The sequence below is a fragment of the Sphingomonas sp. SFZ2018-12 genome (genome assembly GCF_022496715.1).
Lineage (GTDB): Bacteria > Pseudomonadota > Alphaproteobacteria > Sphingomonadales > Sphingomonadaceae > Sphingomonas.
In genome coordinates this window covers 536921-563910 of the sequence record NZ_WTFM01000001.1, presented here as the reverse complement: position 1 = coordinate 563910, position 26990 = coordinate 536921, and the positions used below count along the sequence as shown (strand labels likewise).

The following is a 26990-nucleotide window of genomic DNA, read 5'->3' as shown; positions in this document are numbered from 1 at the left end:
TAACAAAAGTTTCTTTCGGCTATTCTGTCCCGAACAGGGTCTGCGTGTCCTCTCCGGGTGCCATCCGGAGAATTCGGCCAATGATTTCCGGTGCATGTCCCGCCCGAAGCATGGCAGCGAACTGGCGCTCGCGCACCGCGCCTTCGGCCCGGGCGTCGGCAAAGGGACCAAAGCGCCGGCGGCGCGCAAAGCGCAGCGCGCTTTCCACCGCCTGCCCGGCGATAACGGGGGCAATGTCCTCCGCATCCTCGCCGCGCACGCCCGCGTGCCACAGCGCCGCGTCGACGCGGCGCGCGCCCAGGCCGCGTCGGGCCATCGCCGTCGCCTTGGCCTCGCCATAGGCACGGTCGTCGACATAGCCGAGGTCGGCGAGCCGATCCGCGAGCGCGACCGGGTCCGGGCGCGCGTCCGCCCAGCCACGCTCGGCGAGCTTGCGATCAAGATAGGCCACCAGCTTCGCGCGTGTCGTGGCGTAGCGTTCGACATAGCGCAGCGCGAGACGATCAAGCGTCGGCGCGTCGATCGGCGGTGCCCGACCGGGCGACTTGGATGGACGCCGCGTCATGCGCCATGATTATGCCACAGTGCGCACCGATTCTAGGGGTCGATAATCAGTCTGGCCGAGGTGCGCGCGACATAGCGCCGCCGACGGACCGGCAGCGAAGGGCGCGAGTTGGACTTGATGACAGCACAGATTTCGCAAGAACCGGTTAAGGCGGTCGACACGCAAACGCAGGTCCCGACGGCATTGGAAGACGATCTGCCCCGTCGCTTCGCGGATTTCGCGACGCTGGGCGAAGCGCTCGACTATGCCGCCCGTGGACGGCGCGGCCTCAATTTCCACGATGCGCGCGGCCAGCTGGCGCGTGCCTATCCGTTTTCCGAGCTGCGCCGGGATGCCATCGATCAGGCGCAGCGCCTGATCGCCGCGGGCGTCGTCCCGGGCGATCGCATCGCGCTGGTCGCCGAGACGGGTGCCGATTTCGCCAGCCTGTTCTTCGGCGTCGTCTATGCCGGCGCGTGGCCCGTGCCGCTGCCGCTGCCCACCAGTTTCGGCGGGCGCGATGCCTATGTCGACCAGCTTTCGGTCCAGCTGAACAGCTGCGACCCCAAATTTCTGTTCTATCCCGAATCGCTGGCGGCGATGGCCGGGGATGCTGCACGCCAGTGCGGGGTCGAGGGCGTCGACTGGGATTCGTTCGCGCGCCGCCAGGCCCCGGCAGCCGAGCTGCCCCAGGCCGGTCCGGACGATATCGCCTATCTGCAATATTCCAGCGGATCGACGCGCTTTCCGCATGGTGTGGTGATCACCCATCGCGCGCTGCTCAACAACCTGGCGGCACACGCGCACGGCATGCAGCTCGAACCGCGCGACCGCTGCATCTCGTGGCTGCCGTGGTATCACGATATGGGGCTGGTCGGCTGCTTCCTGTCGCCGATCGCCAATCAGGTGTCGACCGATTACCTGAAGACCGAGGATTTCGCGCGGCGGCCGCTCGCCTGGCTCGACCTGATCACCCGCAATCCAGGCACGTCGATCAGCTATTCGCCGACCTTCGGCTTCGACATCTGCGCGCGCCGCATCTCCAGCCAGACGCGCGCCGCCGACCGGTTCGACCTGTCGCGCTGGCGGCTGGCCGGCAACGGTGCCGACATGATCCGCCCGGACGTGATGCAGAGCTTTGTCGACGTCTTCGCCGAAGCGGGGTTCAAGGCGTCGGCCTTCCTGCCCAGCTATGGTCTGGCGGAGGCGACGCTGGCAGTATCGATCATGCCGCCGGGCGAAGGGATCGTCGTCGAGCTGGTCGAGGAAACCCAACTGTCGGGCGGCGTCGCGCGCGCCGATCGTCCGCAGCGGTTCCGCGCCATCGTCAATTGCGGCAAGCCCGTGCGCGACATGGAAATCCAGATCCGCGAGGAGGACGGCACGCCGCTCCCTGACAAGGCGATCGGCAAGGTGTGGTGCCGCGGCACGTCGGTGATGGAGGGCTATTTCCGGGACCTGGAGGCAACCGCCGCATGCATGTCCGACGGTTGGCTCGATACCGGCGACATGGGGTACATGTCGGACGGCTACATCTACATCGTCGGCCGGGCCAAGGACATGATCATCATCAACGGCAAGAACCACTGGCCGCAGGACATCGAGTGGGCCGTGGAGCAATTGCCGGGGTTCAAGGCCGGCGACATTGCCGCCTTCGCGATCACCACCCCGGGCGGCGAGGAGACGCCCGCAGTGCTGGTGCAGTGCCGCACGTCGGACGAGGCCGAGCGGCTGCGGTTGCGCGACGAGATTCGCGAGCGGGTGCGGTCGGTGACGGGGATGAACTGCGTCGTCGAACTGGTGCCGCCGCGCACGCTGCCGCGTACCAGTTCGGGCAAGCTCAGCCGCGCCAAGGCCCGCAACCTCTATCTTGCCGGCGAGATAAAGCCGTACGACCTGGCCGCCTGACCGCCAACGGCCTCTCGCGTAATTTGATCGAATTTGATCTCAAGCGAAACGGCTCGCTAACCATCGGCTGGTAAGCGTGGCGCGGTGAGCAAGCCGCAACGCCCCCTTTTGTCCGAGCCGCGCATCGATAACGGCGCGCTTTTGGGGCTGCGCGACTCTGCGGAGGGCGCGAACTGGGGCGCGATGCGTGCGGCACAGCTCAATGCGGCACGGCAGTTGGCGTTGTTTACCGGCGGCGCCAACCTGATCTGCGCGGCATTGATGATCCTGCTCTTCCGGCCGGATGTTCCGGCCTGGCAACTGATGAGCTGGGGCGCGACGGTGGCGTCGGTGGCGCTGGCCATCGTGTTTCGGCGATTGGCGCGCAAAGCGGCCGTTTCCTATATCGCCAGCGCGTCGGAGATCCGCGACACCGTCCTTGAAGGCGTCGCCCTGGCAGCGGTTTGGAGCGTCCCTCCCCTCTTGTTCGCGGCCGGTGCCATCCCCCAGCAGCAGTTCGGCGTCTGCCTCATCCTGGGCGTGCTCATGGTCGGCGTCGCGATTTCGATGGCATCGCTCCCGCTCGCCGGGTTGACCTTTCTGCTCGTGACCGGCGGCGCGGCATCGGCAATGATCTACCTCGGCGGTTCGGCGATCGGCGCGTCGCTTTCACTGCTCTTCACCGGCCTGCTGCTGCTGGCCTGCTTCACCCGGGGCAAGGCGCTCGTGATGCTGCGTGCCAGCCAGATCGCACTGGCCGAGCGCGACGAGACCGTCAGCATGCTGCTGCGCGAGTTCGAGGATTCGGGCGCGGACTGGCTGTGGGAGATCGACGCACAGCGGCGGGTGGTGCGCGCGTCGCCCCGCTTTGCGCAGTCGATCGGCGTCGATCCGACGACGATCAATGACCGGCCCTTCCTCGAAGTGCTCGCCGGCCCGGCCTGGCACAGCGGCGACGTGCCGGCGGGACTGCGCGTCCTTGCAGAGAAACTGAAGGGCCGCGAGGCTTTTCGCGACCTGCTGCTGCCGGTCGACGTCAATGGCGAGGAACGGTGGTGGGAAATGGCCGCCAGCCCGAAATATGACGATCGCGGCATGTTCATCGGCTTTCGCGGGGTCGGCTCCGATGTCACCGAAGCGCGCCAGACCCAGGACAAGATCAACCGCATGGCGCGCCTCGACATGCTCACGGGGCTTCCGAACCGCCTCCTGATCAATGAGACGCTGGCGCGGGCGATGGCGGATGCCGAACGTTGGGGCGGGCGTTGCGCCTTCATGATGATCGACCTGGACCGGTTCAAGGCGGTCAACGACTCGCTGGGACATCCGATTGGCGATCGGCTGCTGGGCCAGGTGTCCGAGCGGCTGGCGCGGCTGGTCAACGACAATGAGATGGTCGGTCGCCTGGGCGGCGACGAGTTCGCGGTGGTCGTCCGCGACGCCAGCGACACCGCGCGGATCGAGGCGCTGGCGCATACGATCATCACCACGCTGTCGCAGCCCTACGAAGTCGACCATCACACCATGTATATCGGCGCCAGCGTCGGCGTGGCGATCGGGCCGCGCGACGGGCGGACGGCGGAAATGCTGATCCGTTCGGCCGATCTGGCGCTCTATCGCTCGAAGGATTCGGGCGGTGGCGCCTACCACACCTATGAACCGCAGCTGCATGTCCGCGCCGAAGAGCGCCGGGTGCTCGAAATCGAGCTTCGCAGCGCGCTGGACCGCGACGAACTGCATCTGGCCTATCAGCCGGTCGTCGACGCGGGGACCGGCGCGCTCACCGGGTTCGAAGCGCTGCTGCGCTGGACCCATCCGGAAATGGGCGTGATCTCGCCGGCGAAGTTCGTACCGCTGGCCGAAGATGCGCGCCTGATCGCCCCGATCGGCGACTGGGTGCTGCGCACCGCCTGTGCCGAAGCGGTGAAGTGGGGCGAACCCGTCCGTGTCGCGGTCAACGTGAGCGCCGAACAGCTCCACAATCCCGGTTTCGTCAACGTCGTCGCGGATACGTTGATGCGCACCGGCCTGCCGCCGGGGCGCCTCGAGCTCGAAGTCACCGAAAGCGCCTTCATGCGCGAGGGCACCGGCGCGGTCCAGGTGCTCGAACGGATCCTCGATCTTGGGGTGCGGCTGAGCCTTGACGACTTCGGCACCGGCTATTCGTCACTTGGCTATCTGAGCCGCACCCGCTTCACGTCGATCAAGATCGACCGTTCCTTTGTCCAGGCGGCGTCGAAAGGCGAAAAGGAAGCAATCGCGATCATCCGCGCCGTCGTCGCGCTCGCCCAGTCGCTCGGCATGGCCACGACCGCCGAGGGCGTCGAGACCGAGGACGAGCACCGCATGGTCCAGGCATTGGGCTGCACCAAGGTACAGGGTTACTATTTCGGCCGTCCGCTGCCGGTGGAGGAAGCCCGGCGCCTCACGACCGGCCGCGACGCCGCCAGCGCCGCCGCCTGAGAAACGCTTGCCCTGTCCGGCACCGAACGCTAGGGACCTGCGCTGCACAGGAGTGTAGCTCAGTTGGTAGAGCATCGGTCTCCAAAACCGAGGGCCGGGGGTTCGAGTCCCTCCACTCCTGCCACGTCGGCGACCTGATGAAGGTCTGGGGTTGAGGCCGACCCGGGCCACATCTCACGCCGCCGGGCGGCGCTTCCCGGCATAGAGCAGACCCGACGACACCCGGATCAGATGCGTCTCGAAAAGGCGCGCCAGGATCGGGTCGATGCCCTGCCAGAATGCGGTCGCGCGCTCGGGAATGTCCTCGATCACGAACCACTGGCCGGGGCGAAGCTTGCGCACCGCATAGCCAAGGACCGCCAGGTTCGCGTTGGGCGAATGCAGACCGTCGTCGATGATCAGGTCAAGGCTGTCGGGCAGGTTTGCGTCCAGCCGTTCGAAGCTCGACAGATCGGTCTGGTCGACGAAGAACGATCGGATGCGCTCCTCCGTGAACAGAATATCGCGGTCGATATCGGCACCGAAGATCTGGGCGTCCTTCAGATAGTCGCGGAACGCGCGGAGCGACGCGCCCGGCCGTCCTTCCGATCCCATGTTGGAAGCGACATCGACATTGTTCGTACCCATGCCGATCTCCAACATCGCCTGCACCGCACCGATCTCGGCCAGGATGCGGCCGTAAGCGAGGTGATATTGGTGGACATTGGCCTTGTCGCTGCCATGGCCGTCGAACAGCGGTTTCATCGCGTCGGCGATCGCCCGATGCGCCGGATCGGCACAAAACGCCTCGGCATCCTCGATCGCGATCGGCGTGATGCCGCAACCCCGCACCACCTCCACCAGAAAGGGAAAGGTCTGGTCGCACGCCTGCAGCGTGAGGTCGGTCAGCTGGCGTAGTGATCCAGGCGCGGAATTGGGCGCAAACAGCGGCAGGCGCGCGATAACGTCCGAACGGGCCATAAAGGTGTCGCGCCGGTTCTGCACCGCCTTGACGAGCCGCGTACCCAAACTCCTGCGCGTCATCGTTCAATCCTGTATTCAGCCAGCGGAGGCAAAGCGGATAGACAAGCCCGAACGTCGGGGCAATCCACGCATTGCCCTTTCCGGTCACGGCTGTCCGTCAATTTTGCCGTCGATACAGTCTGATAGTGTGCCGGAGGTGCGGGCCATATGCGGCCTGACCCGCCATCGGCTCGTTTGGGCGCATGTCGTCACGGCAGCGCCGTGACCACGCCCCGGTGTCAGCACGGATAGGTCGGCTCGGCACCATTGGCGAGGTCCGTACCACCGGTCGCCGACCACCTGTCGCGCATGCTTGCGAAAGCCGCCGTCCTTCGCTAGATACTGGTCCCAATCCGACAGCGTTGGGGGGATGGCGCCGGTTCCTGAAAGCAGGACCGGGCGGCGGACCTTTGCCAAAAGCGGTCGATGCAACAACAGGATGTTTCAAGGTGGCCAAGACTTCTCCCGCCGAGTTTTTTCGCCAGGTCAATGCCGAGCGCGCGAAGATCACGTGGCCGTCGCGGCGCGAAACGATCATGACTGCCGTCATGGTCGTCATCATGGCGACGATCCTGGGCGTCTTCTTCCTTGCGGTCGATTCGGCGTTCGACATGATCGTCAAGAGCCTGCTGGCGCTGGCCTGAGCCCGACTGCGCCCATCGCGACCCAAACAACGGAACTTTACATGGCACGCTGGTACATCATCCACGCTTATTCGGGCTTCGAGAACAAGGTTCGCGACGCGATCATGTCGGAGGCGACCCGCATGGGGCTCGACCAGCTCGTCGAGGCGATCGAGGTGCCGACCGAGAACGTCACCGAGGTGCGCCGGGGCAAGAAGGTCCAGTCGGAGCGCAAGTTCATGCCAGGCTATGTGCTCGCCAAGCTCGAGTTGAACGACGACGTCTATCACCTGGTCAAGAACACGCCGAAGGTGACCGGCTTCCTGGGTTCGTCGGGCAAGCCCCAGGCGATCAGCGAAGCCGAGGCGACGCGGATGCTCAATTCGAAGGAAGAGACCGCCGCCGCGCCGAAGCAGAAGGTCAAGGTCGATTTCGAGATCGGTGATCAGGTTAAGGTGCTCGACGGCCCCTTCGCCAGCTTCAACGGGCTGGTCGAAGAGCTCGATTTCGACAAGTCGAAGGTCAAGGTGTCGGTGTCGATCTTCGGTCGCGCCACCCCGGTCGAACTCGACTTCGAACAGGTCGAGCGCAGCAAATAATCGAGATGCCGACGGCGGCGCGCGGGTGATCATATGACGCCGCCCGCCCCCGCTCCGCCCGCGCGCCGCGTCTTGCTGCTCGGCGCGACGGGGACGATCGGTCGCGCGACCGCGCGCGAGCTTGTCACGCGCGGGCATTACGTCGTCTGCCCGGTCCGGCGCAGCGCCCGGACGCTCCCCGAGCTCGACGGTGCGCAACTGCACGTCGCGGAAGCCGCCAGCGCGGGGGCGATTGCCCGCGACGCGATTCGCGCGGACGGCTTCGATGTCCTGATCTCCTGCCTTGCGTCGCGCACCGGCGTCCCCGCGGACGCTTGGGCGATCGACCATGCCGCGCATGTCGAGGCATTGGCGGCCGCACAGGCCGCGGGGATCGGCCGCATGATCCAGCTGTCGGCGATCTGCGTACAGACCCCCCGCCTCGCCTTTCAGCACGCCAAGCTGGCCTTCGAGGCCGCGTTGATGCAGTCCGGGCTCGACTGGACGATCGTCCGCCCGACCGCCTTTTTCAAATCGCTGTCGGGTCAGGTCGAGCGCGTCCGGCGGGGCAAGCCCTTCATGGTCTTCGGCGACGGCCGGCTGACCGCGTGCAAACCGATCAGCGACCGCGATCTCGCGACATTTCTGGCCGATTGCATCGACGCCCCGGCGCGGATCAATCGCGTTCTGCCGATTGGCGGGCCGGGTCCCGCGATCACCCCGCGCGACCAGGGCGAGATGCTGTTCGAATTGACGGGACAGCCTGCGCGTTTCACCCACGTCCCGGTCAGGATGCTCGACGCGGCCATCGCCGCGCTCGACGCGGGCGGGCGTGTGAGCACGCGCCTCGCAGCCAAGGCCGAGCTCGCGCGAATCGGGCGCTATTACGCAACCGAATCGATGCTGGTGCGCGACGAGGCAACGGGCGCCTATGACGCCGATGCCACGCCCGCGTTCGGCAATGACCGGCTGCGCGACCATTACGCGCGGCTGATCGCGGGAGAAGTCGACGCGGCACTGGGCGATCACGCCGTCTTCTGACGCGCGCCGGGCCTGCACTTCAGCGGGTGAACCCGAAACGCCGCATCAATTCCGCGCGCGTGAAGAGGCGCGGCTTTCCCCCTCCGGCAAGCGGCCTGAAGTTTCCTGTTTCGAGCTGATACACGCCCGGGCGCACTTCGCGATACCACGGCCGGTCGATCGGTGCGGCATGCGTGCGAAGGTGTTCCAGGTAGGCATCCAGCGTCTCGAACGTCCTGCCGCCGGAATCGGGCAGTCGTTTCGGGGGTGTGCCGGATTGCGGCGGAGATGAAGCGTCCTTTTCAGAAACATGACCGGCGTGCTCCGATCGGCGCGACGCCATCGCATCATCGGAAATATTGACGCTGCCCAGGGCCATTAGGCAGGCGAGACCTGTCAATACAACCATGCCCGATCCTTCTGCAAAAGAGTGTTTGAAGTCATCGCCGATCCATGATCCTTTGTCGTCATCGGGGGCGATGTCGATGCCCCGGCGTTAGCAGGAAAGGGTCGTTCATGTATCTCGACATCGAAGCACTGGGTGCGGCGAAGGCTGAACAGTCGGTGGTGAACTGCGGCTGTATGGCCTGCCAGGGCAAGGCGTTCGGCAATCGCGAAGGCATTTACGACGTTCCCGCGACGATCGCCGGAATCGTCCCCGGAACCGTGCCGGCGACGATCAAGGTCGATTCGGACGCGACGCTGGGCGGAACGCTGACCGCCGATGGTCAGGGCGTGTTCTCGCTCAACCTGGTGGCCGGCCAGACCTATTCCTTCGCGCTGCGCGGTGCGGGCGAAGACCCGCTCTCCGATCCGCTGCTCGCGCTGTTCAGCGGCACCGGCTCGTTGATCAGCTTCGACGACGATGGCGGCATCGGCGTCACCTCGCTCCTGACATTCACCGCGACGACCAGCGGCACCTATTTCGTCACCGCGCAGTCCTTCGACCCGGCCGATGGCGGCGACTATACCCTCGACATCTGGGTTCAGCGGCCGACCGACCAGGTTCCCGACACCTTCGCCAGTGCCGTGGAAATCGAGCTCGGCACGACGTTCGGTCACATCGAGACCAGCCAGGATACCGACACCTACAAGATCTATCTCGAGGCCGGAAAAGTCTACCTTTTCGATCTGGCGGGCGGAGCGGATTACCGGACCAATCCCAACGCCGTTCCGAGCGGTGAACTCGACACGATCCTCGCGCTCTATGACGCGGGCGGCAATCGCATCACCTTCAACGACGATCTCAGCTTCCCGACCGATCTCAGCTCGGGGCTGATCTTCGTGCCGGAAGAGAGCGGATACTATTATCTCGATACGGTCGCTTACCCCAATCAGACCGGCGGCTATACGCTCGACGTGCGCGAGGTCGATCCCAGCCAGTTCGATCCGCTCGATTCGATCAACTGGGCGAACGCCAACAATGTCGAGTTCGTCGACGTCAACGGCGTGCCGACCGCTTACGTCTATTTCGGCGATTCCGACGAAAATTTCGGCCAGACCGGTGACGATGGCGGGCCGATGGTGACCATCGACTGGAACGACTTCGAAAAGCAGCAGGTGATGCTCGCGCTCCGGGAATTCGAGCGTGTCCTGGGCGTGAAGTACGAGATCACCGAGGACGTCAACCAGGCGACGTTCCGCCTGCTCAAGACCGAGTCCGAACAATATGGCGCCTATTTCTTCCCCCAGGATCCCGCGTTCGGCGACGACCAGGGCGTCGGCGTCTTCAACGTCCTGAGCGGCGGATGGAGCTTCGATCAGCAGCAGAGCCTGTTGCAGGGCGGCTATTCCTTCGCCGTCATCCTGCACGAATTCGGCCATGCGCACGGGCTCGCCCACCCGCATGACAATGGCGGTGGCTCGGAAGTCCTGCTGGGCGTGACCTCGGCGACCGGCACGCTCGGCCTCTACGACCTCAACCAGGGCGTCTACACCGCGATGTCGTACAACGACGCGTGGCAGCTCAATCCCGCCGGCCCGACGCCGTTCACCGCGGCGGGGCTGGACAATGGCTGGTCGGGGACGCTGGGGGCTTTCGACATCGCCGTCCTGCAGGCGCGCTATGGCGTGAACCCCTACAACACCGGGAACAATGTCTACGAGCTGCGCGACGTCAACGAACTCGGCACCTTCTACACCACCATCATCGACACGAGCGGCGTCGATGAAATCCGCTATTCGGGCGCGCTCGACGCACAGATCGATCTGACCGCGGCGACGCTGGACTATTCGCCGACGGGCGGCGGGGTCGTGTCGTTCGTCGACGGCATCTGGGGCGGATATACGATCGCCAACGGCGTCGTCATCGAAAACGCCAGCGGCGGCAGCGGCAACGACGTCCTGCTCGGCAATGCCAGCGCGAATACGCTGAACGGCAATGGCGGCGACGACCTGTTGATCGGCCGCGGCGGCGCGGACGTGCTGAACGGCGGGGCCGGGTTCGACACGATCAGCTATGTCGACGCGGAAAGCGGGGTGCGCGTCACCGTCGGTAACAGCGGCGCGGGCTCCAGCAGCGACGGCGATCGCTTCACCGGCATCGAGCGCGTCATCGGCAGCGCGTTCGCCGATACGTTGAGCGGCGGCAACGGCGACGATGTGCTGGAGGGCGGTGCCGGCAATGACCGCGTCGATGGCGGCAACGCCAATGACCGGCTGTTCGGCGGCGCGGGCGACGACACGATCGACGGCGGCAACGGGACCGACCGGCTGGCGGGCGACGCCGGCAACGATCGGCTCGACGGCGGGAACGACAATGACGCGCTGGCCGGCGGCAGCGGCAATGACCGGCTGGACGGCGGAAATGGCCGCGACACCATCGACGGTGGCGAGGGCGACGACACGATCGACGGCGGCAACGACAATGACAGCATGTGGGGCGGGAGCGGCAACGACCGCATCGAAGCCGGCAACGGCAACGACACGCTGGTCGGCGGCGCGGGCGCGGACAGCCTCTATGGCGGGAATGGCAACGACACGCTGTGGGGCGGCGAAGGCGACGACCGGCTGGAAGGCGGCAACGGTTCCGACACCTTCCTGTTCGCGCCGGGCGGCGGCACCGACACCATCGTCAATTTCGACCGCGGCGACCGCATCGACCTGACCGCCTTCACCGGCATCGGGAAGAGCAACGTGACGATCTCTGCCGACCGCATCTTCATCGAAAATGGCGACAACGACGTCACCATCCTGTTGAGCGGGGGCGACCGCGTGACCGAAGCGGCGCTCATCTTCGCGACCTCGGGCTCGGCCAGCACGATCAGCCTGCTCACGCCGCCGCCCGAACTGCTGGCGGCCTGATCCGTCGACCCGGCGGGCCGGAACCAACCGGCTCGGAGGGAAATACCAAATGATTGCGCGGCGCACGGCTTTACGCTATGCGCCGCGCCTTCCTATTCCGCGTGAATGGAAATGTTGCGGGAGGCCGTTCGAAAGAGCGGTCGCTTGCACCGCTAAACTTGGTGCCGGCACGCCCCGCGCGTCCGGCCGACAGAGTGAGTGAAGTAAATGGCGAAGAAGATTACCGGCTATATCAAGCTGCAGGTTCCTGCAGGCAAGGCCAACCCGTCGCCGCCGATCGGCCCTGCCCTGGGTCAGCGCGGCGTCAACATAATGGAATTCTGCAAGGCGTTCAACGCGCAGACCGGCGACCAGGAGGCGGGCACGCCGCTGCCGACGGTCATCACCGTCTATGCCGACCGCTCCTTCTCGTTCGAGACGAAGACCCCGCCGGCGACCTACCTGATCAAGAAGGCTGCCAACCTGAAGTCGGGCTCGAAGGAGCCGGGCAAGGTGTCGGCGGGCAAGATCGCGCGCTCCAAGCTGAGCGAGATCGCCCAGGCGAAGATGAAGGACCTGAACGCCAACGACATCGAAGCGGCGACCCGCATCATCGAAGGCTCCGCCCGCGCGATGGGCCTCGAAGTGGTGGAGGGCTGAGATCATGGCAAAGCTGACCAAGAAGCAGAAGGCGCTGGCCCAGGCGATCGACGCCGAAAAGCTGCACGGCATTGACGAGGCGATCGCACTGGCCAAGGCGAATGCGACCGCCAAGTTCGACGAAACGATCGAAGTCGCGCTCAACCTGGGCGTCGACCCGCGTCACGCCGACCAGATGGTGCGCGGCGTCGTCACGCTGCCCGCCGGCACCGGCAAGACGGTGCGCGTCGGCGTGTTCGCCAAGGGCGCCAAGGCAGACGAAGCGCGCGAAGCCGGGGCCGATGTCGTCGGTGCCGAGGACCTGATGGAAACCATCCAGGGCGGCACGATCGAATTCGACCGCTGCATCGCCACGCCCGACATGATGGGCCTGGTCGGTCGCCTGGGCAAGGTGCTGGGCCCCAAGGGCCTGATGCCCAACCCGAAGCTGGGCACCGTCACGATGAACGTCGCCGAAGCGGTCAAGGCGGCCAAGGGCGGCCAGGTCGAATATCGCGTCGAAAAGGCCGGCATCATCCACTCCGGCATCGGCAAGGCGAGCTTCGCCGAGGCCGATCTGCGCGCCAATTTCGACGCGCTGGTCGACGCCGTGGTCAAGGCCAAGCCGTCGGGTGCCAAGGGTAAATATGTCCGCAAGATCGCGGTCAGCTCGTCGATGGGCCCGGGCATCAAGGTCGACGTGGCGGAAATCGCCGCAGCCTGATCGCTTCGACGCGCGAATGAACAAGGGCCTGGCGGCGACGCCGGGCCCTTTTCACATTCGCTCTGGCGCGACGGCGTCCGCGATCGCAGCCGGTCCCGAAGTCCTCGCTTGCACGAGCGCTCGTTTCGCGTACCCCGGTCGAGGTTCGACGGGAGCAGGCCATGGTGAAGCAGTTGATCTATCGGTCGCAACCCTTCGGCTTCGACCGGGCGATGCTCGCCGGAATCCTGTCCGGCGCGCGGCGGAACAATCCCCGCGACCAGATCACCGGTGCGCTGATCTGTCGTCAGGACTTATACCTGCAGCTGATCGAGGGCCCCGAGCCGGCCATCGATGCGCTATATGAGCGGATCGTGGCTGATGATCGCCACGGCGATGTGCGACTGCTGGTCAGTGCCGAAGTCGATGCGCGGATGTTTCCGAACTGGGCAATGCTGGACGACGAGGCGCCCTCGCTGTTCTGGTCGCCCGACGAGATTGCCGCGGGCGCGCTCGACCGGGCATCGGCGGACGATCTACGCACCGCCTTCGCCCAGGTCCGCGACCGCGTCGAATCGCGCGCGACCCCCTGATCGCTCGCGCCGATATTTGACGGCGGTCCGACGACAAGGCCGAGCCCGCTTCGAAGAGATCGACCGGGAATGGACACGGTCCTGAAGTCCGGCCGCTTTCTCCCCGTCACCCCGGCCTTGCGCCGGGGTCCCGCTGCTTGATCCGGCGCAAGGGACCGCGGGACCCCGGGTCAAGCCCGGGGCGACGGGAAAACGCTGATGTCGTAGACGGGCTCTAGGGTCGCTGCTGCTGCGGCGGCAGCAACCGGGGCGCCTCACCTTGCCCCCCGCGTTCGACCCAGGCGATCTTCGCGTCGAGATACGCCATCAGGGCGTCAAGCTCCGCCGCCCTGCGCGCCAGCCGGGCGGCCTGGACCACATCGCTATTGCGAACCGCTTGCATTTGCAAAAGCGGATGCTACCACCCCTCTCGGAAAAGGGAGGGCCATGCGTTACCAATTCAACATCCTGCTCGCCGCCGGCACGATCCTGTGCCCGTTTTCAGCACATGCAGCTGATCGCGACGATGTGCCCGGTCTGGCTGGCGTCCCTGCCCCGGCCGTACAGTCGACCCTGCCGGCGGGCGACGACGCCGACGACGACGAAATCGTCGTCAGCGCCGCGCGCACGCGGCTGCCCGCAAATGCGCTGCCGCTGACCGTCGACGTCATCGATCGCGAGCAACTGCGCCAGCAGGTCGCGATTGCCGGATCGACCGTCGACGCCGTCGCCAACCTGTCGCCGTCCTTCTCCCCCACCCGCCAGAAATTGTCGGGCGCGGGCGAATCGCTGCGCGGCCGCGCGCCGCTGTTCGCGATCAACGGCATTCCGCAGACGACGCCGATCCGCGACGGATCGCGCGACGGCTATACGATCGACCCGTTCTTCCTCGACCGGGTCGAGCTCATCTATGGTGCCAACGCGCTGCAGGGCATCGGCGCGACCGGCGGGGTGATCAACCAGGTCGTGGTCGAAGCGCCGAAGTCGGACGGGATCGCCGGCCGCTTGCTGCTTCAGGGCAATGCGAGCAACGGGTTCGAGGATGCGGGCTTTGGCGGCAAGGCGGCGGGACTGGTCGCGTGGCGCGGCGGCGCGTTCGACGCGACCGTCGGCGCGGCGTTCGAGCGGCGCGGCGTCTTCCTCGACGGTGACGGCGACGTGATCGGTCCTGACGGTACCCAGGGCGAAGTGCAGGACAGCGACAGCTGGTCGGTGTTTGCGCGGCTCGGCTATCAATTGAGCGACACCGCGCGAATCGAGTTGTTCGCCAACCGGTTCGCGCTGGAGGGCCGCGCCAATTATGTCGTGGTGCCGCGTTCGCCCGCCGACATCGCCGCCGGGCGGCCGACGATCGGCGCGCGTGGCGCGATACCGGGCGAACCCGCGTCCAATCGGGTCGAGACGATCTCGCTCACGCTGACCGACACCGACCTGGCCGGCGGCAACCTGATCCTGCAGGGCTATTGGAACCGGTCGCGCGACATTTTCGGCGGCGGCGTTTTCGCCGATTTCCAGGATCCGCGCATCGACCCCACCCGCACGCTGTTCGAACAGTCGGTCAACCGGTCGCGCAAGATCGGCGGGCGGTTCAGTTACGAACGCGAAGTGATCGACGCGCTTTCCGCCACGGTCGGCTTCGACAGCCTGTGGGACCGCACCGGCCAGGAGCTGCTCCAGACCGGTCGCGCCTGGGTGCCTTTCACCGAATTTCGCAGCCTGGCCCCGTTCGGCCAGCTCAACCTGGGCCTGTTCGGGGACAAATTGCGGCTGGCCGGCGGCGCCCGGTGGGAGAATGTGCGGCTCGACATCCCGGACTACGAAACCCTGTTCTTCTATGGCCCGCAGCAGGTGGCGGGCGGCAGCCCGAGCTTCGACGACGTCCTGCTCAACGGCGGCGTGATCGTCGAGCCGGTAAAGGGCATTCGCGTCTATGGCAGCTATGCCGAGGGCTATACGATCGCCGACATCGGCCGCATCCTGCGCGCGGTGAACACCGCGGGTGTCGACGTCGACAATTTCCTGAATGTCAGCCCGGTGGTGTCGAACAATCGCGAGATCGGGGTTGAGGTGAAACGCGGGCCGCTCGATCTGTCGGCGACCTATTTCTGGTCGTCGAGCGACCTCGGCAGCCTGTTGGTGCGCAACGCCGGCGACATTTTCGAGGTCCAGCGCCAGCGGATCGAAATCGAGGGGCTGGAAATCAACCTGGGCGTCAGGACGCCGATCGACGGGTTGAAGCTCCAGGCGGGCTATTCGCACCTGCTCGGCAAATCGGACAGCGACAATGACGGGCGCGTCGACCTCGATCTCGACGGCGCCAACATTTCTCCCGACCGCGCGCTGTTCGCCGCCGATTATGTCAGCGGGCCACTGACCGCACGGGTGCAGGCGAACGTCTATCTCTCGCGCGACTTTGCGGGTCGCGCGGCGAACACCCGGTTCGAGGGCTATACGGTCACGGACGCCTATATCCGCTACGACACCGGACTGGGCGGAATCAGCCTGGCGGTCCAGAACCTGACCGACGAACAATATGTCAGCTATTACAGCGACACGCTGTTCCAGACGGATCGCACCCGTTTCTTTGCCGGGCGCGGGCGCAACTTCACGCTCGGCTGGGACTGGCGCTTCTGATGCGCTGGCTCGACCTGATTCACCGCTGGACCGGCGGGCTGATCGGCCTGCTGCTCGCGCTGCTCGGGCTGAGCGGGACGATCCTGTTGTGGAAGCAGCAATGGATCTCCGCGCCCGGCAGCGACGATCCCGCGCGCCAGGACGTGGCATCGCTGGCCGCGCAGCTGGATCGCCTGGCGAATGTCGCGCCGGCCGATCGCCCCGCATCGATCCTGTTCGCCAGCGACGGGTTCGGCCTCAGCCAGCTTGGCTATGGGCGCGGCCACGGGGCCTATGCGAACCAGGGCGGCGAGATCGTCGCGCGGTGGGACAGCGTGTGGGCGCGGCCGGAATTGTGGTTGTTCGACCTGCACCATCATCTGCTGATCGGTGAAGCTGGCGAGACGATCAGCGGGATCGCCGGGCTCGTCGGGCTTGGCTTCATTGTCACCGGGGCGATCCTGTGGTGGCGGACCCGGCGGACCTTCCGCCTGCGCCTGCTGCCCCGCCGGCTGACCCGGTCAGCAATCCTGACGCATCACCGCGACCTGGGCATCCTGGTCGCGCCGTTGCTGGCGATCAGTATGACGACGGGAATGATGCTGACGCTACGCCCGGTCGCGTCGGTCATGCTCGCGCCGTTTTCGACGGCGGGCGAGCTCGACGGCATGACCAAGCCGCCGGCGATCAGGGGCAGCGCGCTTCCCGCCCGCATCGACTGGCAACGTGTGCTCGCGCGCGCGCGCCAGCGTTTTCCCGATGCCGAGGTCCGGCTGGTCCGCATGCCAAGGGAGGCCGGCGACCTGGTGCAGCTCCGCATGCGCCAGCCCGCCGAATGGCTCCCCAACGGCCGGACGATGCTGTGGTTCGACCCCGCGGATGCGCGGTTGGTCGAGGCACGCGACGCCATGACGCTGTCACCCGGTTTGCGGGCGTTCAACGCCCTGTTCCCGCTGCATGCGGCGATGGTCGGCGGCATCGCCTACCGGCTGGCGCTGACGTTGGCCGGCGTTGCGCTCACCCTGCTCGGCACGCTGGCGGTGTGGAGCTTCTGGGCGCGTGGCGGCCGCCGCGCGAAGCGGCCGGCATCGCGGACACCGATCGCACCGCTCCCCGCCGAATAGGCGACGGCCCCATACCTCCGCAGCAAAACGGCCCGCGCTCCACCGGGGAGCGCGGGCCGCATGGTTGCGGCGGTTTCGCCCGATCAGGCGGCGCGGGTTCCCGAAAGCGGGAAGCTGCCGAACGCGCCGGCACCGACCGATCCGGTGATCGTGTCGCCGTCGACCGTCGCGGAGCAATCGAGCGTCATCGGCATCGGCACGACGATGTCGACTTTCCAGGTCAGGTTGTTGCCGTCGACCTTGCCGTCCTTGATCTCGGTCGTGCCCATCGCACCCGAATAGGTGCCGGTGAAGGTATCGCCCGACGATGCGACCGACAGCGTCGCCTTCTGATCCCCCATCGGGGTCTTGGCGACGGTATCCCAGTTTCCATCCACATTGGCCATGTTCGTTGCTCCTATCGCGGTCGTTTACTTGGCGGGGCGGCCGGCGGTTGCGGGCATCGCCGCCGCGGCGGCGGGCATGACCTCGACCGGAAGGCCGATCGAGTCAAGCTGGCTGCGGACCTTGCTTGCATCGCCGACGACGACCCAGACGAAGTTCTTCGGGTCGATCGCGGCGCGTGCCGCAGCGTCAAGCTGGGTCGGCTGGAGCGTGCGATATTCGGCCGCGACGGTGCTGTAATAATCGTCGGGCCGCCCGAACCGGTCGTTGGACTGCATCGCGGTCAGCACCGCGCCGCCGGTTTCGTACAGGCCGGCCAGTTCGCGGATCTCACCGTTGATCGTGCGGTCGAACTCGACCTTGGTCGTGCCCTTGTCGTTGAGGAAGCCGCCGATCACCTGTTGCAGCGATTCGATCGCGGGGCCGGTCTTGTCGGCCTGAACGGGCGCGTTGACCACATAGCTGACCGCGCGCTCGTTCAGCCCGAAGCCGCCGCGCGACCCATAGGACCAGCCCTTCGCCTCGCGCAGGTCCAGGTTGATGCGCGACAGGAACCCGGAGCCCAGGATCTCGTTCGACGTCAGCGTCGGAAGCAGATCTGATTTCGGATCAAGCGAGGTCAGCTGCGCCGCCACGATCAGCGACTGGGGCGAATTGGGTCGGTCGATCAACACGATCTTCGGCTTGGTCTGAACCGGCTGGACGCCGAACGCCTTGACGCCGGGCGCACCGGGCGCGCTCCACCCGCCGAACTGTGCCTCGAGCGCCGCCTTGACCGCGCTCAGCGGCTGATCCGACACGATGAAGAACTTGGCCTTGTCCGGCCGGATCCAGCTGCGGTGAAACGCGACCAGGTCGTCGCGGGTCAGCTTCGCGACCGCCGCCGGGTCGCCGGAACCCGCGGCCAGCTTGGCATAGGGATGCGCGTCGCCGAACAGCAGCCGCGGGGTCACGCGCTGTGCCACGCCCTGCGGATTGTTCAACTCCGCCTGGATCCCGGCGAGCAGCTGGTTACGCACCCGATCGACTTCGGCGGGGGCGAAGGCCGGGTTCTTGACGATGTCCGCCGCCAGCGCGACCGAGCCCGCAAGGTTGGCACTGGGGGTGTAGAGCTGGAGCGTGGTACGATCGGCCGAGCTGTCGCTGGTGATCCGCGCACCCAGCCGCTCGCGCGCTTCGGCGAGTTGGAGCGAATTGAGCGTCGTCGTGCCCTCGTCCATTACCCCCAGCGTCAGCGATTGCGTGCCGAGCTTGCCGTCCGGGTCGGCGGCGACGCCGGCATCGAAGCTCATCGCGATCTGCGTGACCGGCACCGCGGTGCGCTGGGCATAGACCAGCTCGATACCGTTCGACAGCTTGGTCCGCTCGACCTTGGGAAAGCTCAGATCGGCGATCGAGCCGACTTCGGGCCGGGTGCCACGATCGACCTTCGCCACCGGGGCTGCCGCAGCCGCCGGGGCGGGCACCGCCTTGGCAACGGGGGTTGCCTCAACGTAATTCTCGCGCTCGCCCGGCTCGACGGTCAGGGTGTAGGCAGGGCGCGTCAGCCATTTCTGCATGACCGCGCGCACGTCCGCCGGGGTCGCCGCCGCCAGGGCCGCCAGCTGCTTCTTGTAGAATGCCGGGTCGCCTGCGAACAATGCGCCCTGCGCCAGCGTGACCGCCTTGCCGCCAAAACCGCCCACCGCCTCCAGGCCCGCCAGGCGTCCTGAGAGCGTGTTGGTGGCCACCCGCTGGACTTCGTCGGCGGTCGGTCCGTTGGCGATCAGGTCGGCGATCACCGCATCCATGCGCGCAATCGCCGCCGCCTTGTCGACGCCCGGACGAACGTCGATCCCGACCCCGAAACTGCCCGCGTCGGTGAGCGATTGGTTGAAGGCGAACGCGCTCACCGCCAGCTTGTCCTCACGCACCAGCGCGGTTTCGAGGCGGGAGGAGGCAAGGCCGCCGAGCACGCTGGCGGCGATGTCGAGCTGCACTGCGTCGGCGTTCTTGTAGCCCGGGACCGGCCAGAGGCGATAGATACGTGTGGTTGCCACCCGATCCTTGATCACTTCCGACTTCGCCTCGGCCAGCGTCGGAATCGTGATCTTGGGCGTCACCGTTTCGGGCCCCGACGGGATCGCGCCGAAATACTTCTCGACCAGCGGTCGTGCCTCCGCTGCGTCGATATCGCCAGCGAGCACCAGGATCGCGTTGTTTGGTCCGTAATAGCTGCGGAACCAGTTCTTCACGTCATCGAGCCGCGCCGCAGACAGGTCGGCCATCGATCCGATTACCGAATGGTGATAGGGATGCCCCGGCGGATAGATGCCTTCGCTCAGCTTGTAGCGGACCAGGCCATAGGGCTGGTTGTCGCCCTGGCGCTTTTCGTTCTGGACGACGCCGCGCTGCTCGTCGAGCAGCTCTTGCGTCACCGCGCCGAGCAGATAGCCCATGCGGTCGCTTTCCAGGAACAGCGCGCGCTCCAGCGCCGGACGCGGCACGGTTTCGAAATAATTGGTGCGGTCGAACGACGTCGTGCCGTTTACGTCGGTCGCACCGATCTCGCGCAGCGGGTCGAAAAAGTCGCCGGGGACATTTTCGGTGCCGTTGAACATCAGGTGCTCGAACAGGTGGGCAAAGCCGGTGCGCCCTTCGGGCTCATGCTTCGACCCGACATCGTACCATACCGACACCGCGACGATCGGCGCCTTGCGGTCGGTGTGCACGATGACGCGCAGCCCGTTCCTGAGCGTGAATTCCTGATAGGGGATGTCGATCGCACGCGCGATTTGCGCGACCGGCGCGGGCTTCGGTGCCGCCGCAGTCTGGGCCGCCGCAGGCACGGCGATCTGGGCAACGGTTGCAGTCGCAATCGCAATCAGGCTGGGCGTCAGAAAACGCATGCGGGTCATCCTGTCCTATGGATTGGCACTGGAGCCGGCCGGCTCCGCCTTGGTCGACAGGTGATCATTTCGCAGGAAGCTCGTCAAGACGAAGACCGTCAGATTGGTGATTTGCTTGAGCAGGGTGACCGCCACGAACAGCGCGGCGAGCGCGGCCTGGTCGACGCCGACACGCGCGGTCAGCTCAATGCCGACCGCAAGAAACAGCAGGTCGCGGTTGGGCACGATCGGCAGCTGATTGATCAGCATCTGAACCGTCAGGAACAGCAGCCACGTCGCAAACGGAACCTGCGGCAGAACGATCGACCAGATCGCGACCTCGACCCCCTGCACCATGGCGATGCGGAGGAAATGGACCGCGAGGACGAACAGCGCGGTACCGCCGCCGACCCAGAAAATCTGTCTGCGAAAGCGCAGGGCAACCGGCGCGACGAACAGGATCACCAGCCCTAGCGCGATGAAGAAGGCGCGATAATCGCCCATCGCGCGCACCAATATCCATCCGCTGCCGACCAGGCTGAACCAGCCGACCAGGATAAGCGTCACCGCCGCTGCGGCGACGCCGGAGAGCAGGGTGCTGTCCTTCACCCCGGCGAGCACCTGGCGCTCGGGCACCCCCAGATGACGGCTCGCCCACCAGAAAAACCAGATATCGCCCGAATAGCCGAACACGACCTGATTGAGCACGCGCTTGCGTAGCAGGACGGGTATTGGAACGGGGGGCGTGTCCGACCAGATGCGCGCGAAGATCAGCCGTTCGGAAATCGGCAGGATCATGAACCCCGCCCAGTAGACGAGGTAAAAGGCCGGTGCGCGCGGTAGCTCGCTCCAGACGCGCGCGATCCCGATCTCCCGAAGGCTGAAGGCGACATAGGCGAGGATCGCGACGATCCATGCACCGCGAAGCCACGGCCGCGCCCGGGCGAGATGCGGCTGCCAGTCTGCCGCCAGAGCCCGGAACCGCTCGATCACGCCTGTCTTACCCTCGCGCCAGCACCCGTCCGGCGCTGCGGGCCGGGCCGCGACTTGTCAACCATCGCATCAAGTCCTTGACCCGCGAGCCGGTTCGCGGCCAGCGCGTCGCGTGATGTCATGGACCTTCGTCATCGCCTATTTCAACGAAGCCGATTATCTCTCGGCGACGCTGCGCTCGATCGCGGCCCAGCGGGTGCGGCCGCTGCGCCTGATCCTGGTCGACAACGGCTCGACCGACGGATCGGCGGAGATTGCGCGCGCCGAAACGGCGGCGATGGCGGGGGTGCAGACGCTACACCTGCACGAGGCCAAGCCGGGCAAGATCCATGCGCTGGAGGCCGCGATGCCGCACATCGCGACCCCGCTGGTCGCGTTCGGCGACGCCGACACCTTCTATCCCCCCGACTATCTGGCGATCGCCGCGCGGCACTTTGCCGACCCGCGCGTCGCGGCGGTGATGGCGGTCGATGTGCCCGCCCCGCCCGATGGCCTGGCAGCGCGGCGCAAGCGCTTCTGGCGCGCACAGGTCGCGGCGCGGCTGTGGCCGCGCCAGACGCACACCGGCGGGTTCGGCCAGACGTTCCGCACCGCCGCGCTCCGCGCGGCCGGGGGTTATGCGCATGCCCACTGGCCCTATGTCCTGATGGACCACGAAATCATGCACCGCGTGCTGGCTCAGGGCCGCGCGGTCTATCCACCCGATCTGTGGTGCATCCCCTCCCCGCGCCGCGCCGATCGTCGGCGGGTGCGCTGGACGCTGGCCGAGCGGCTGATCTACCACGCGACGCCCTATGCGTGGCAGGGCTGGTACTTCCACCGCTTCCTTGCCCCCCGGTTCGCCGCCCGGCGGGCGACCCATCTGGCGCTGCGCGAGAAAAGCTGGCTCCCGCCATCCTGAGCGGATCGCGCTTGCCTCTCAGCGCGTTCTGGCGTTGAATCCCGTTTTGCCAGGAGCATGACCGTGAGCGTCGCATTTCGCCGCGAAAGCGACGAGGAACATAAGGAACCCCGTTTCGAGCTGCCGATCCCGCCCGGCCCCAACTGGGTGACGCCGCGCGGCCGTGCGCTGATCGCGGCGAGAGTCGATGCGCTTGAAGCCGAGATCGCCGGCGCGCCCGACGATGCCGCACGCGAGGTGCTGCGCCGCGACCTGCGCTACTGGCACACCCGCCGCGCCACCGCCGAGGATGCGCCGGCGCCCGATGCGGGCGAAGTCGGCATCGGCAGCCGGGTGCACATCCGTCAAGGCGCGCGGTCGCGGACGATCGAGATCGTCGGCCATGACGAGGCCGAGCCGGGCGCGGACCGCTTGTCCTTCGCCGCCCCGCTCGCCCGTGCGCTGATGGGTGCGATGGCGGGCGAGACCGTCGCGTTCAACGGCCAGCCGATCCGCGTCGACTCGGTCGAGACGCCCGCATGAGCGGCGACCGTTTCGAGCGGCACCGCCAGCCGTGGCGACAGGATGAAATCCAGAAGCTGCATACGCTGGCCAAGAAAGGCATGGCGTTGAAGGCGATTGCGAAGGCGCTGACCCGCAGCGAGGAATCGGTGAAGGACCGCGCCAAGCAGGACGGTTTGTCGATCGCCAAGTTGCGCTGAGCGCTTCCGCCACGTCGCCGCAGCGAAGGCTGGGGCCTCATGCTGGTGCTGCGCCCTTCGCGGTATCAGATGCCAGCCTAGAACGCTTGTCTCTTCACGTCCCGTTCGTTTCGAGCGAAGTCGAGAAACGTCGCGCCCGGATCACGTTTCTCGACTTCGCTCGAAACGAACGGGTAAGGCGTGTCATCCACTTTGCCGACCCACAGGACACATCTTGCCCGCCTCCCCACCCTATGACGCGATCATCCTCGGCGCGGGCGCGGCAGGAATGATGTGCGCGGCGGTGGCCGGGCAGCGGGGGCGGCGCGTGCTGCTGATCGATCATGCCGACCGGCCGGGGAAGAAGATCCTGATCTCCGGCGGCGGGCGGTGCAACTTCACCAATCTCGGCACCGCGCCCGACCGCTTCCTGTCCGCCAACCCCCATTTCGCGAAGTCGGCGCTGGGGCGCTATACCGCCGCCGACTTCATCGCGCTGGTCGATTCCTACCGCATCGCGTGGCACGAAAAGACGCTGGGTCAATTGTTCTGCGACGGCGCCGCGCGCCAGATCGTCGAAATGCTGGTCGGCGAGTGCGATAAGGGCGCGGTGGAATTCGCGCTCGGCAGGCCGGTCACCGCGGTCGAGCATGACGGCATGGCGTTCCGCGTCGGGATCGACGGACGCATCGTCACTGCAGCCGCGCTGGTCGTCGCCACCGGCGGGCCGTCGATCCCCAAGATGGGCGCGACGGGCTTCGCCTATCAACTCGCCAAGCAGTTTGGCCTCAAGCTCATCGAGCCGCGCCCGGCACTGGTGCCGCTGACGCTGGCAGGCGACGATGCGCTGTTTCGCGAATTGTCGGGCGTCGCCGCGCCGGTCGTGGCGCGTCACGGCAAGGTCGCCTTCCGCGAAGCCGCTTTGTTCACGCATCGCGGCCTGTCCGGCCCCGCAATCCTTCAGGTGTCGAGCTATTGGCGCCATGGCGAGGCGATCGACGTGAATTTCCTTCCCGACCAGCCAAGCGGCTGGCTGCGCGCCGCCAAGCGCGCGCAACCCCGCACGACGCTGGCCCGCGCACTGGCGATCCAGCTGCCCGACCGACTGGCGACCACCCTGGCGGAGCGACTGGCCTTGGCGGGTGAGCTCGCCAACCTCGCCGACAGGCGGCTGGAGGAGGCCGAGCGCCGCCTTGCCGCCTGGCGCTTCACCCCCAACGGCACCGAAGGCTATGCCAAGGCGGAGGTCACGGCGGGCGGCATTTCGACCGCCGAACTGTCATCGCAAACAATGCAAGCCAAACGCGTTCCAAATCTGTATGTGGTCGGCGAAGCGGTCGACGTCACCGGGTGGCTCGGCGGCTATAATTTCCAATGGGCGTGGGCGAGCGGCTGGGCCGCAGGCCAGTCCCTGTAGGTTTCGCCCGATCCCGTTTCCCGCGCTGACCGCCCCGGCGGCCCCGCCACTAATTCAAGAGAGTTCATGCCCTTTTCCGCACTTCCCCCGTTGCTCGGCGACGCATTGTCCGCGCGCGGCTATGCCGCCCCCACCCCCGTTCAGGCTGCCGTGCTGGAGCCCGAGGCGCGCGGCCGCGACCTGATCGTCTCTGCCCAGACGGGTTCCGGCAAGACCGTCGCCTTCGGCCTCGCCTTTGCCGAACAATTGCTGGCCGAGGGCGAGCGGATGGGTCAGGCGCGCGAGCCTCTGGCCTTGGTGATCGCGCCGACGCGCGAACTGGCGTTACAGGTCAGCCGCGAGCTGATGTGGCTTTATGGCCCGGCCGGCGCGCGCATCGCCACCTGTGTCGGCGGCATGGACGCGTCGAAGGAGCGCCGCGCGCTTTCGCAAGGCGCACATATCGTCGTCGGCACGCCGGGACGGTTGCGCGACCATCTCGAACGCGGCGCGCTCGAGCTTGGCAGCCTGCGCGTCGCGGTGCTCGACGAGGCCGACGAGATGCTCGACATGGGCTTTCGCGACGACCTGGAGGAAATTCTCGACGCGACGCCGGGCGAGCGCCGGACGCTGCTCTTCTCCGCCACCATGCCAAAGCCGATCGTGGCGCTGGCCAAGCGGTATCAGCGCGACGCGCTACGCATCTCGACCGTGACCGAGGAACGCGGCCATGGCGACATCGCCTATCAGGCGGTGACCGTCGCGCCGGCGGACATCGAGAATGCGGTCGTGAACCTGCTGCGCTTTCACGATGCGGAGACGGCGATGCTGTTCTGCGCGACTCGCGACAATGTCCGCCGCCTGCACGCCAGCCTGAACGAACGCGGCTTCGGCGCGGTCGCCTTGTCGGGCGAGCACAGCCAGAATGAACGCAACCAGGCTTTGCAGGCGCTGCGCGATCGTCGCGCGCGCGTTTGCGTCGCGACCGATGTCGCCGCGCGCGGCATCGACCTGCCGACGCTCAGCTTGGTCATCCATGTCGAGCTGCCCCGCGATGCCGAAACCCTTCAGCATCGCTCCGGCCGCACCGGGCGCGCCGGCAAGAAGGGAACGGCGGTGCTGATCGTCCCCTATCCCCGCCGCCGCCGCGTCGACGCGATGCTGAAGGGCGCGCGGATTGCCGCCGAATGGATCAAGCCGCCGACGATCGAGGAAATCCGCGCACAGGACCGCGCCCGCCTGATCGAAACATTGCTGCAGCCGGTCGAGGTCGATGACGAGGACCGGGCGCTGGGCGCACAACTGCTGGAAAAGATGAGCGCCGAGGACGTCGCGGCCGCGCTGGTCCGCGTCCACCGCGCGCGCCTGCCCGATCCGGAGGAGTTGATCGACGGTGCGGGTTCGAGCGGCGAGCGGCCGGAGCGTGGCGAGGGCCACCGCCCGGGATTCGAGGATACGGTCTGGTTCCACATGGACATCGGGCGGCGGCAGAATGCCGATCCACGCTGGATCCTGCCGCTGCTGTGCCGGCGCGGGCACATCACCAAGAACGAGATCGGCGCGATTCGCATCGGGCCAAATGAGACCGCGTTCGAGGTCCGGCGTGCCGCCGCCAACAAGTTTGCGGAGGCCCTTCGCCGCACCGCCGCGACTGAGAGTCCGGAGGATCACGTCCGCATCGAACCGATGCAGGGGCCGCCGGGGGCACGACCGCCCCAGCGTCGCGCCGGCCCGCCCCCCGCGCGTCATGCCGCCAAACCGGCACGCCCGACGCTGCATCGCAAGGGGCCGGGCGGCGGCGGTGCGCGCCGATAGCTCGTGCAATGGCACTTTATCGGCGATGTCGCGTTGTCTCGTCGGCGGAATGATCACACGTGCCGGGGACGGCAGCTGAAACAAGGAGTGAGCGGATGAACGCACAGCAGTTGAAGCGGACCAGCCTGATGTCGATGGGCGTCGCAGCCACCGCGCTGACCCTCGCGGCATGCGGTGGGGGATCGCAGACTTCCGAACCCACCCCGGCGCCGACCGCGACCGCGACCGTCGCGACCCCCACGCCGGCCGCAACACCGACGGCTGCTGCCGCGCCGACCGCCGACAGCACCGATACGCTCGACGGCACCACGCTCGCGGGCCTGACGGGCGACGCGACGACGGGTCAGAAGGTCTTTGCCGTTTGCAGCACCTGTCACGCGGTACAGGCGGGCGTGAACAAGATCGGGCCCTCGCTGGCCGGGATCGTCGGCCGCGCCGCCGGCACGGTCGAGGGCTACAGCTACTCAACCGCCAACAAGAACAGCGGCATCACCTGGAGCAAGGAAAAGCTGTTCCAGTATCTCGAAAAGCCGCAGCGCGTGGTGCCCGGCACGAAGATGGCCTATACCGGCCTGACCGATGCGCAGAAGCGCGCCGATCTGATCGCCTATCTCGACACGCTGTAGTCAAAACGATCGTCGCCCCGGCGGAGGCCGGGGCCGCTTGCCACCCGTGCGCACCTTTTGCCAGCGGTCCCGGCCTTCGCCGGGACGACGCGGGTGTCAACGCTGCCTGAGATCCGCGAGGTGGGCCGGAAATGACAGCAAGAGCGGCAGCGCGATCAACGGCCAAGCTTCGCCGGTCAGCGCGTTGCGAACCGCGACCAGCATCAGCGCGCCGGGCAGCAGACGCAGCGCGGCTTTGCGCGGTGCCCAGCCGCCCCTCATTACCAGCCACAGATATT

Annotated in this window: 25 protein-coding genes and 1 tRNA gene; 18 read left to right on the top strand and 8 right to left on the bottom strand. The window is 66.8% G+C overall.

The features are described 5' to 3' along the window. Positions 1-19: 19 nt before the first annotated feature. Positions 20-565, bottom strand: coding sequence for a RecX family transcriptional regulator (locus GO308_RS02640; protein ID WP_066482641.1), 546 nt, complete (start codon positions 563-565; stop codon positions 20-22). 117 nt (positions 566-682) lie between these two features. Between GO308_RS02640 and GO308_RS02635 the strand changes: the two genes are divergently transcribed. From GO308_RS02635 to GO308_RS02625, 3 genes are all read left to right on the top strand, one after another. Then, positions 683-2452: a fatty acyl-AMP ligase gene (locus GO308_RS02635; RefSeq protein ID WP_066482821.1), complete on the top strand. Its 1770-nt coding sequence runs from the start codon at positions 683-685 to the stop codon at positions 2450-2452. A gap of 183 nt (positions 2453-2635) precedes the next feature. Then, positions 2636-4894 (top strand): GGDEF and EAL domain-containing protein, encoded by a 2259-nt coding sequence (locus GO308_RS02630; protein WP_082731141.1) that lies wholly within the window; start codon positions 2636-2638, stop codon positions 4892-4894. Between the two features lie 48 nt (positions 4895-4942). Beyond that, positions 4943-5018: transfer RNA gene (locus tag GO308_RS02625), tRNA-Trp, on the top strand. A 50-nt stretch (positions 5019-5068) separates the two neighbouring features. Here the strand turns inward: GO308_RS02625 and GO308_RS02620 are convergent. Beyond that, positions 5069-5917: a class I SAM-dependent methyltransferase gene (locus tag GO308_RS02620; protein WP_240883712.1), complete on the bottom strand. Its 849-nt coding sequence runs from the start codon at positions 5915-5917 to the stop codon at positions 5069-5071. 428 nt (positions 5918-6345) lie between these two features. Between GO308_RS02620 and secE the strand changes: the two genes are divergently transcribed. The 3 genes from secE to GO308_RS02605 are packed head-to-tail and all read left to right on the top strand — an operon-like array spanning position 6346 to position 8138. Continuing rightward, a complete protein-coding gene (gene secE, locus GO308_RS02615) occupies positions 6346-6540 on the top strand; it encodes a preprotein translocase subunit SecE (protein WP_066482657.1) in 195 nt (64 codons plus the stop codon). Positions 6541-6581: 41 nt separating this feature from the next. After that, positions 6582-7118, top strand: a complete 537-nt coding sequence (gene nusG, locus GO308_RS02610) for a transcription termination/antitermination protein NusG (protein ID WP_066482659.1) — start codon at positions 6582-6584, stop codon at positions 7116-7118. A gap of 33 nt (positions 7119-7151) precedes the next feature. Then, the gene (locus GO308_RS02605; RefSeq protein ID WP_240883711.1) at positions 7152-8138 is read left to right on the top strand and encodes an NAD(P)H-binding protein; all 987 of its coding nucleotides are present in this window, start codon (positions 7152-7154) and stop codon (positions 8136-8138) included. 19 nt (positions 8139-8157) lie between these two features. Here GO308_RS02605 and GO308_RS02600 read toward each other — a convergent pair whose 3' ends face one another. Continuing rightward, positions 8158-8526, bottom strand: coding sequence for a hypothetical protein (locus GO308_RS02600; protein WP_156437838.1), 369 nt, complete (start codon positions 8524-8526; stop codon positions 8158-8160). A 107-nt stretch (positions 8527-8633) separates the two neighbouring features. Between GO308_RS02600 and GO308_RS02595 the strand changes: the two genes are divergently transcribed. The 4 genes from GO308_RS02595 (at position 8634) to GO308_RS02580 (ending at position 13334) form a co-directional block, all read left to right on the top strand. Then, the gene (locus tag GO308_RS02595) at positions 8634-11420 is read left to right on the top strand and encodes a hypothetical protein (RefSeq protein WP_240883710.1); all 2787 of its coding nucleotides are present in this window, start codon (positions 8634-8636) and stop codon (positions 11418-11420) included. 207 nt (positions 11421-11627) lie between these two features. Further along, positions 11628-12059 carry a 50S ribosomal protein L11 gene (gene rplK, locus GO308_RS02590; protein WP_066482671.1) on the top strand — a complete coding sequence of 144 codons (432 nt, stop codon included), beginning with the start codon at positions 11628-11630 and terminating at the stop codon, positions 12057-12059. Between the two features lie 4 nt (positions 12060-12063). Next, positions 12064-12762, top strand: coding sequence for a 50S ribosomal protein L1 (rplA, locus tag GO308_RS02585; protein WP_066482672.1), 699 nt, complete (start codon positions 12064-12066; stop codon positions 12760-12762). A 161-nt stretch (positions 12763-12923) separates the two neighbouring features. Continuing rightward, a complete protein-coding gene (locus tag GO308_RS02580; RefSeq protein ID WP_066482673.1) occupies positions 12924-13334 on the top strand; it encodes a BLUF domain-containing protein in 411 nt (136 codons plus the stop codon). 214 nt (positions 13335-13548) lie between these two features. Here GO308_RS02580 and GO308_RS02575 read toward each other — a convergent pair whose 3' ends face one another. After that, positions 13549-13716 carry a hypothetical protein gene (locus GO308_RS02575; protein ID WP_240883709.1) on the bottom strand — a complete coding sequence of 56 codons (168 nt, stop codon included), beginning with the start codon at positions 13714-13716 and terminating at the stop codon, positions 13549-13551. A gap of 44 nt (positions 13717-13760) precedes the next feature. On the opposite strand from GO308_RS02575, the gene GO308_RS02570 reads away from it, so the two are divergent. Both GO308_RS02570 and GO308_RS02565 read left to right on the top strand, forming a co-directional pair. Further along, positions 13761-15947, top strand: a complete 2187-nt coding sequence (locus GO308_RS02570; protein ID WP_240883708.1) for a TonB-dependent receptor — start codon at positions 13761-13763, stop codon at positions 15945-15947. Then, entirely contained in the window at positions 15947-17050 is a 1104-nt protein-coding gene (locus tag GO308_RS02565) for a PepSY-associated TM helix domain-containing protein (protein ID WP_240883707.1), read from the top strand. Before GO308_RS02570 ends, GO308_RS02565 begins: the two co-directional genes overlap by 1 nt. An 83-nt stretch (positions 17051-17133) precedes the next feature. Here the strand turns inward: GO308_RS02565 and GO308_RS02560 are convergent, their stop codons facing one another. The 3 genes from GO308_RS02560 to GO308_RS02550 are packed head-to-tail and all read right to left on the bottom strand — an operon-like array spanning position 17134 to position 21294. Next, a complete protein-coding gene (locus GO308_RS02560) occupies positions 17134-17436 on the bottom strand; it encodes a hypothetical protein (RefSeq protein WP_066482675.1) in 303 nt (100 codons plus the stop codon). Between the two features lie 24 nt (positions 17437-17460). Further along, positions 17461-20331, bottom strand: a complete 2871-nt coding sequence (locus tag GO308_RS02555; RefSeq protein WP_240883706.1) for a pitrilysin family protein — start codon at positions 20329-20331, stop codon at positions 17461-17463. 6 nt (positions 20332-20337) lie between these two features. Continuing rightward, a complete protein-coding gene (locus GO308_RS02550; RefSeq protein ID WP_066550411.1) occupies positions 20338-21294 on the bottom strand; it encodes a hypothetical protein in 957 nt (318 codons plus the stop codon). Positions 21295-21409: 115 nt separating this feature from the next. On the opposite strand from GO308_RS02550, the gene GO308_RS02545 reads away from it, so the two are divergent. The 6 genes from GO308_RS02545 to GO308_RS02520 all read left to right on the top strand — a co-directional run bounded on the left by GO308_RS02545 (position 21410) and on the right by GO308_RS02520 (position 26712). Next, on the top strand, positions 21410-22195 hold the full coding sequence (locus GO308_RS02545; protein WP_240885193.1) for a glycosyltransferase: 786 nt from the start codon (positions 21410-21412) through the stop codon (positions 22193-22195). A gap of 63 nt (positions 22196-22258) precedes the next feature. Beyond that, complete coding sequence (locus GO308_RS02540; RefSeq protein ID WP_066482824.1) at positions 22259-22717, top strand: GreA/GreB family elongation factor; 459 nt, start codon at positions 22259-22261, stop codon at positions 22715-22717. Continuing rightward, a complete protein-coding gene (locus GO308_RS02535) occupies positions 22714-22896 on the top strand; it encodes a hypothetical protein (RefSeq protein ID WP_066482685.1) in 183 nt (60 codons plus the stop codon). The genes GO308_RS02540 and GO308_RS02535 overlap by 4 nt, the downstream gene beginning before the upstream one ends. A gap of 214 nt (positions 22897-23110) precedes the next feature. Continuing rightward, the gene (locus GO308_RS02530; protein ID WP_240883705.1) at positions 23111-24292 is read left to right on the top strand and encodes an NAD(P)/FAD-dependent oxidoreductase; all 1182 of its coding nucleotides are present in this window, start codon (positions 23111-23113) and stop codon (positions 24290-24292) included. Between the two features lie 66 nt (positions 24293-24358). After that, positions 24359-26086, top strand: a complete 1728-nt coding sequence (locus tag GO308_RS02525) for a DEAD/DEAH box helicase (protein ID WP_066482690.1) — start codon at positions 24359-24361, stop codon at positions 26084-26086. Positions 26087-26181: 95 nt separating this feature from the next. After that, positions 26182-26712, top strand: coding sequence for a cytochrome c family protein (locus GO308_RS02520; RefSeq protein ID WP_240883704.1), 531 nt, complete (start codon positions 26182-26184; stop codon positions 26710-26712). Between the two features lie 96 nt (positions 26713-26808). On the opposite strand, the gene GO308_RS02515 is transcribed toward GO308_RS02520, so the two are convergent. After that, positions 26809-26973 carry a hypothetical protein gene (locus GO308_RS02515; protein ID WP_240883703.1) on the bottom strand — a complete coding sequence of 55 codons (165 nt, stop codon included), beginning with the start codon at positions 26971-26973 and terminating at the stop codon, positions 26809-26811. Positions 26974-26990 lie beyond the last annotated feature (17 nt).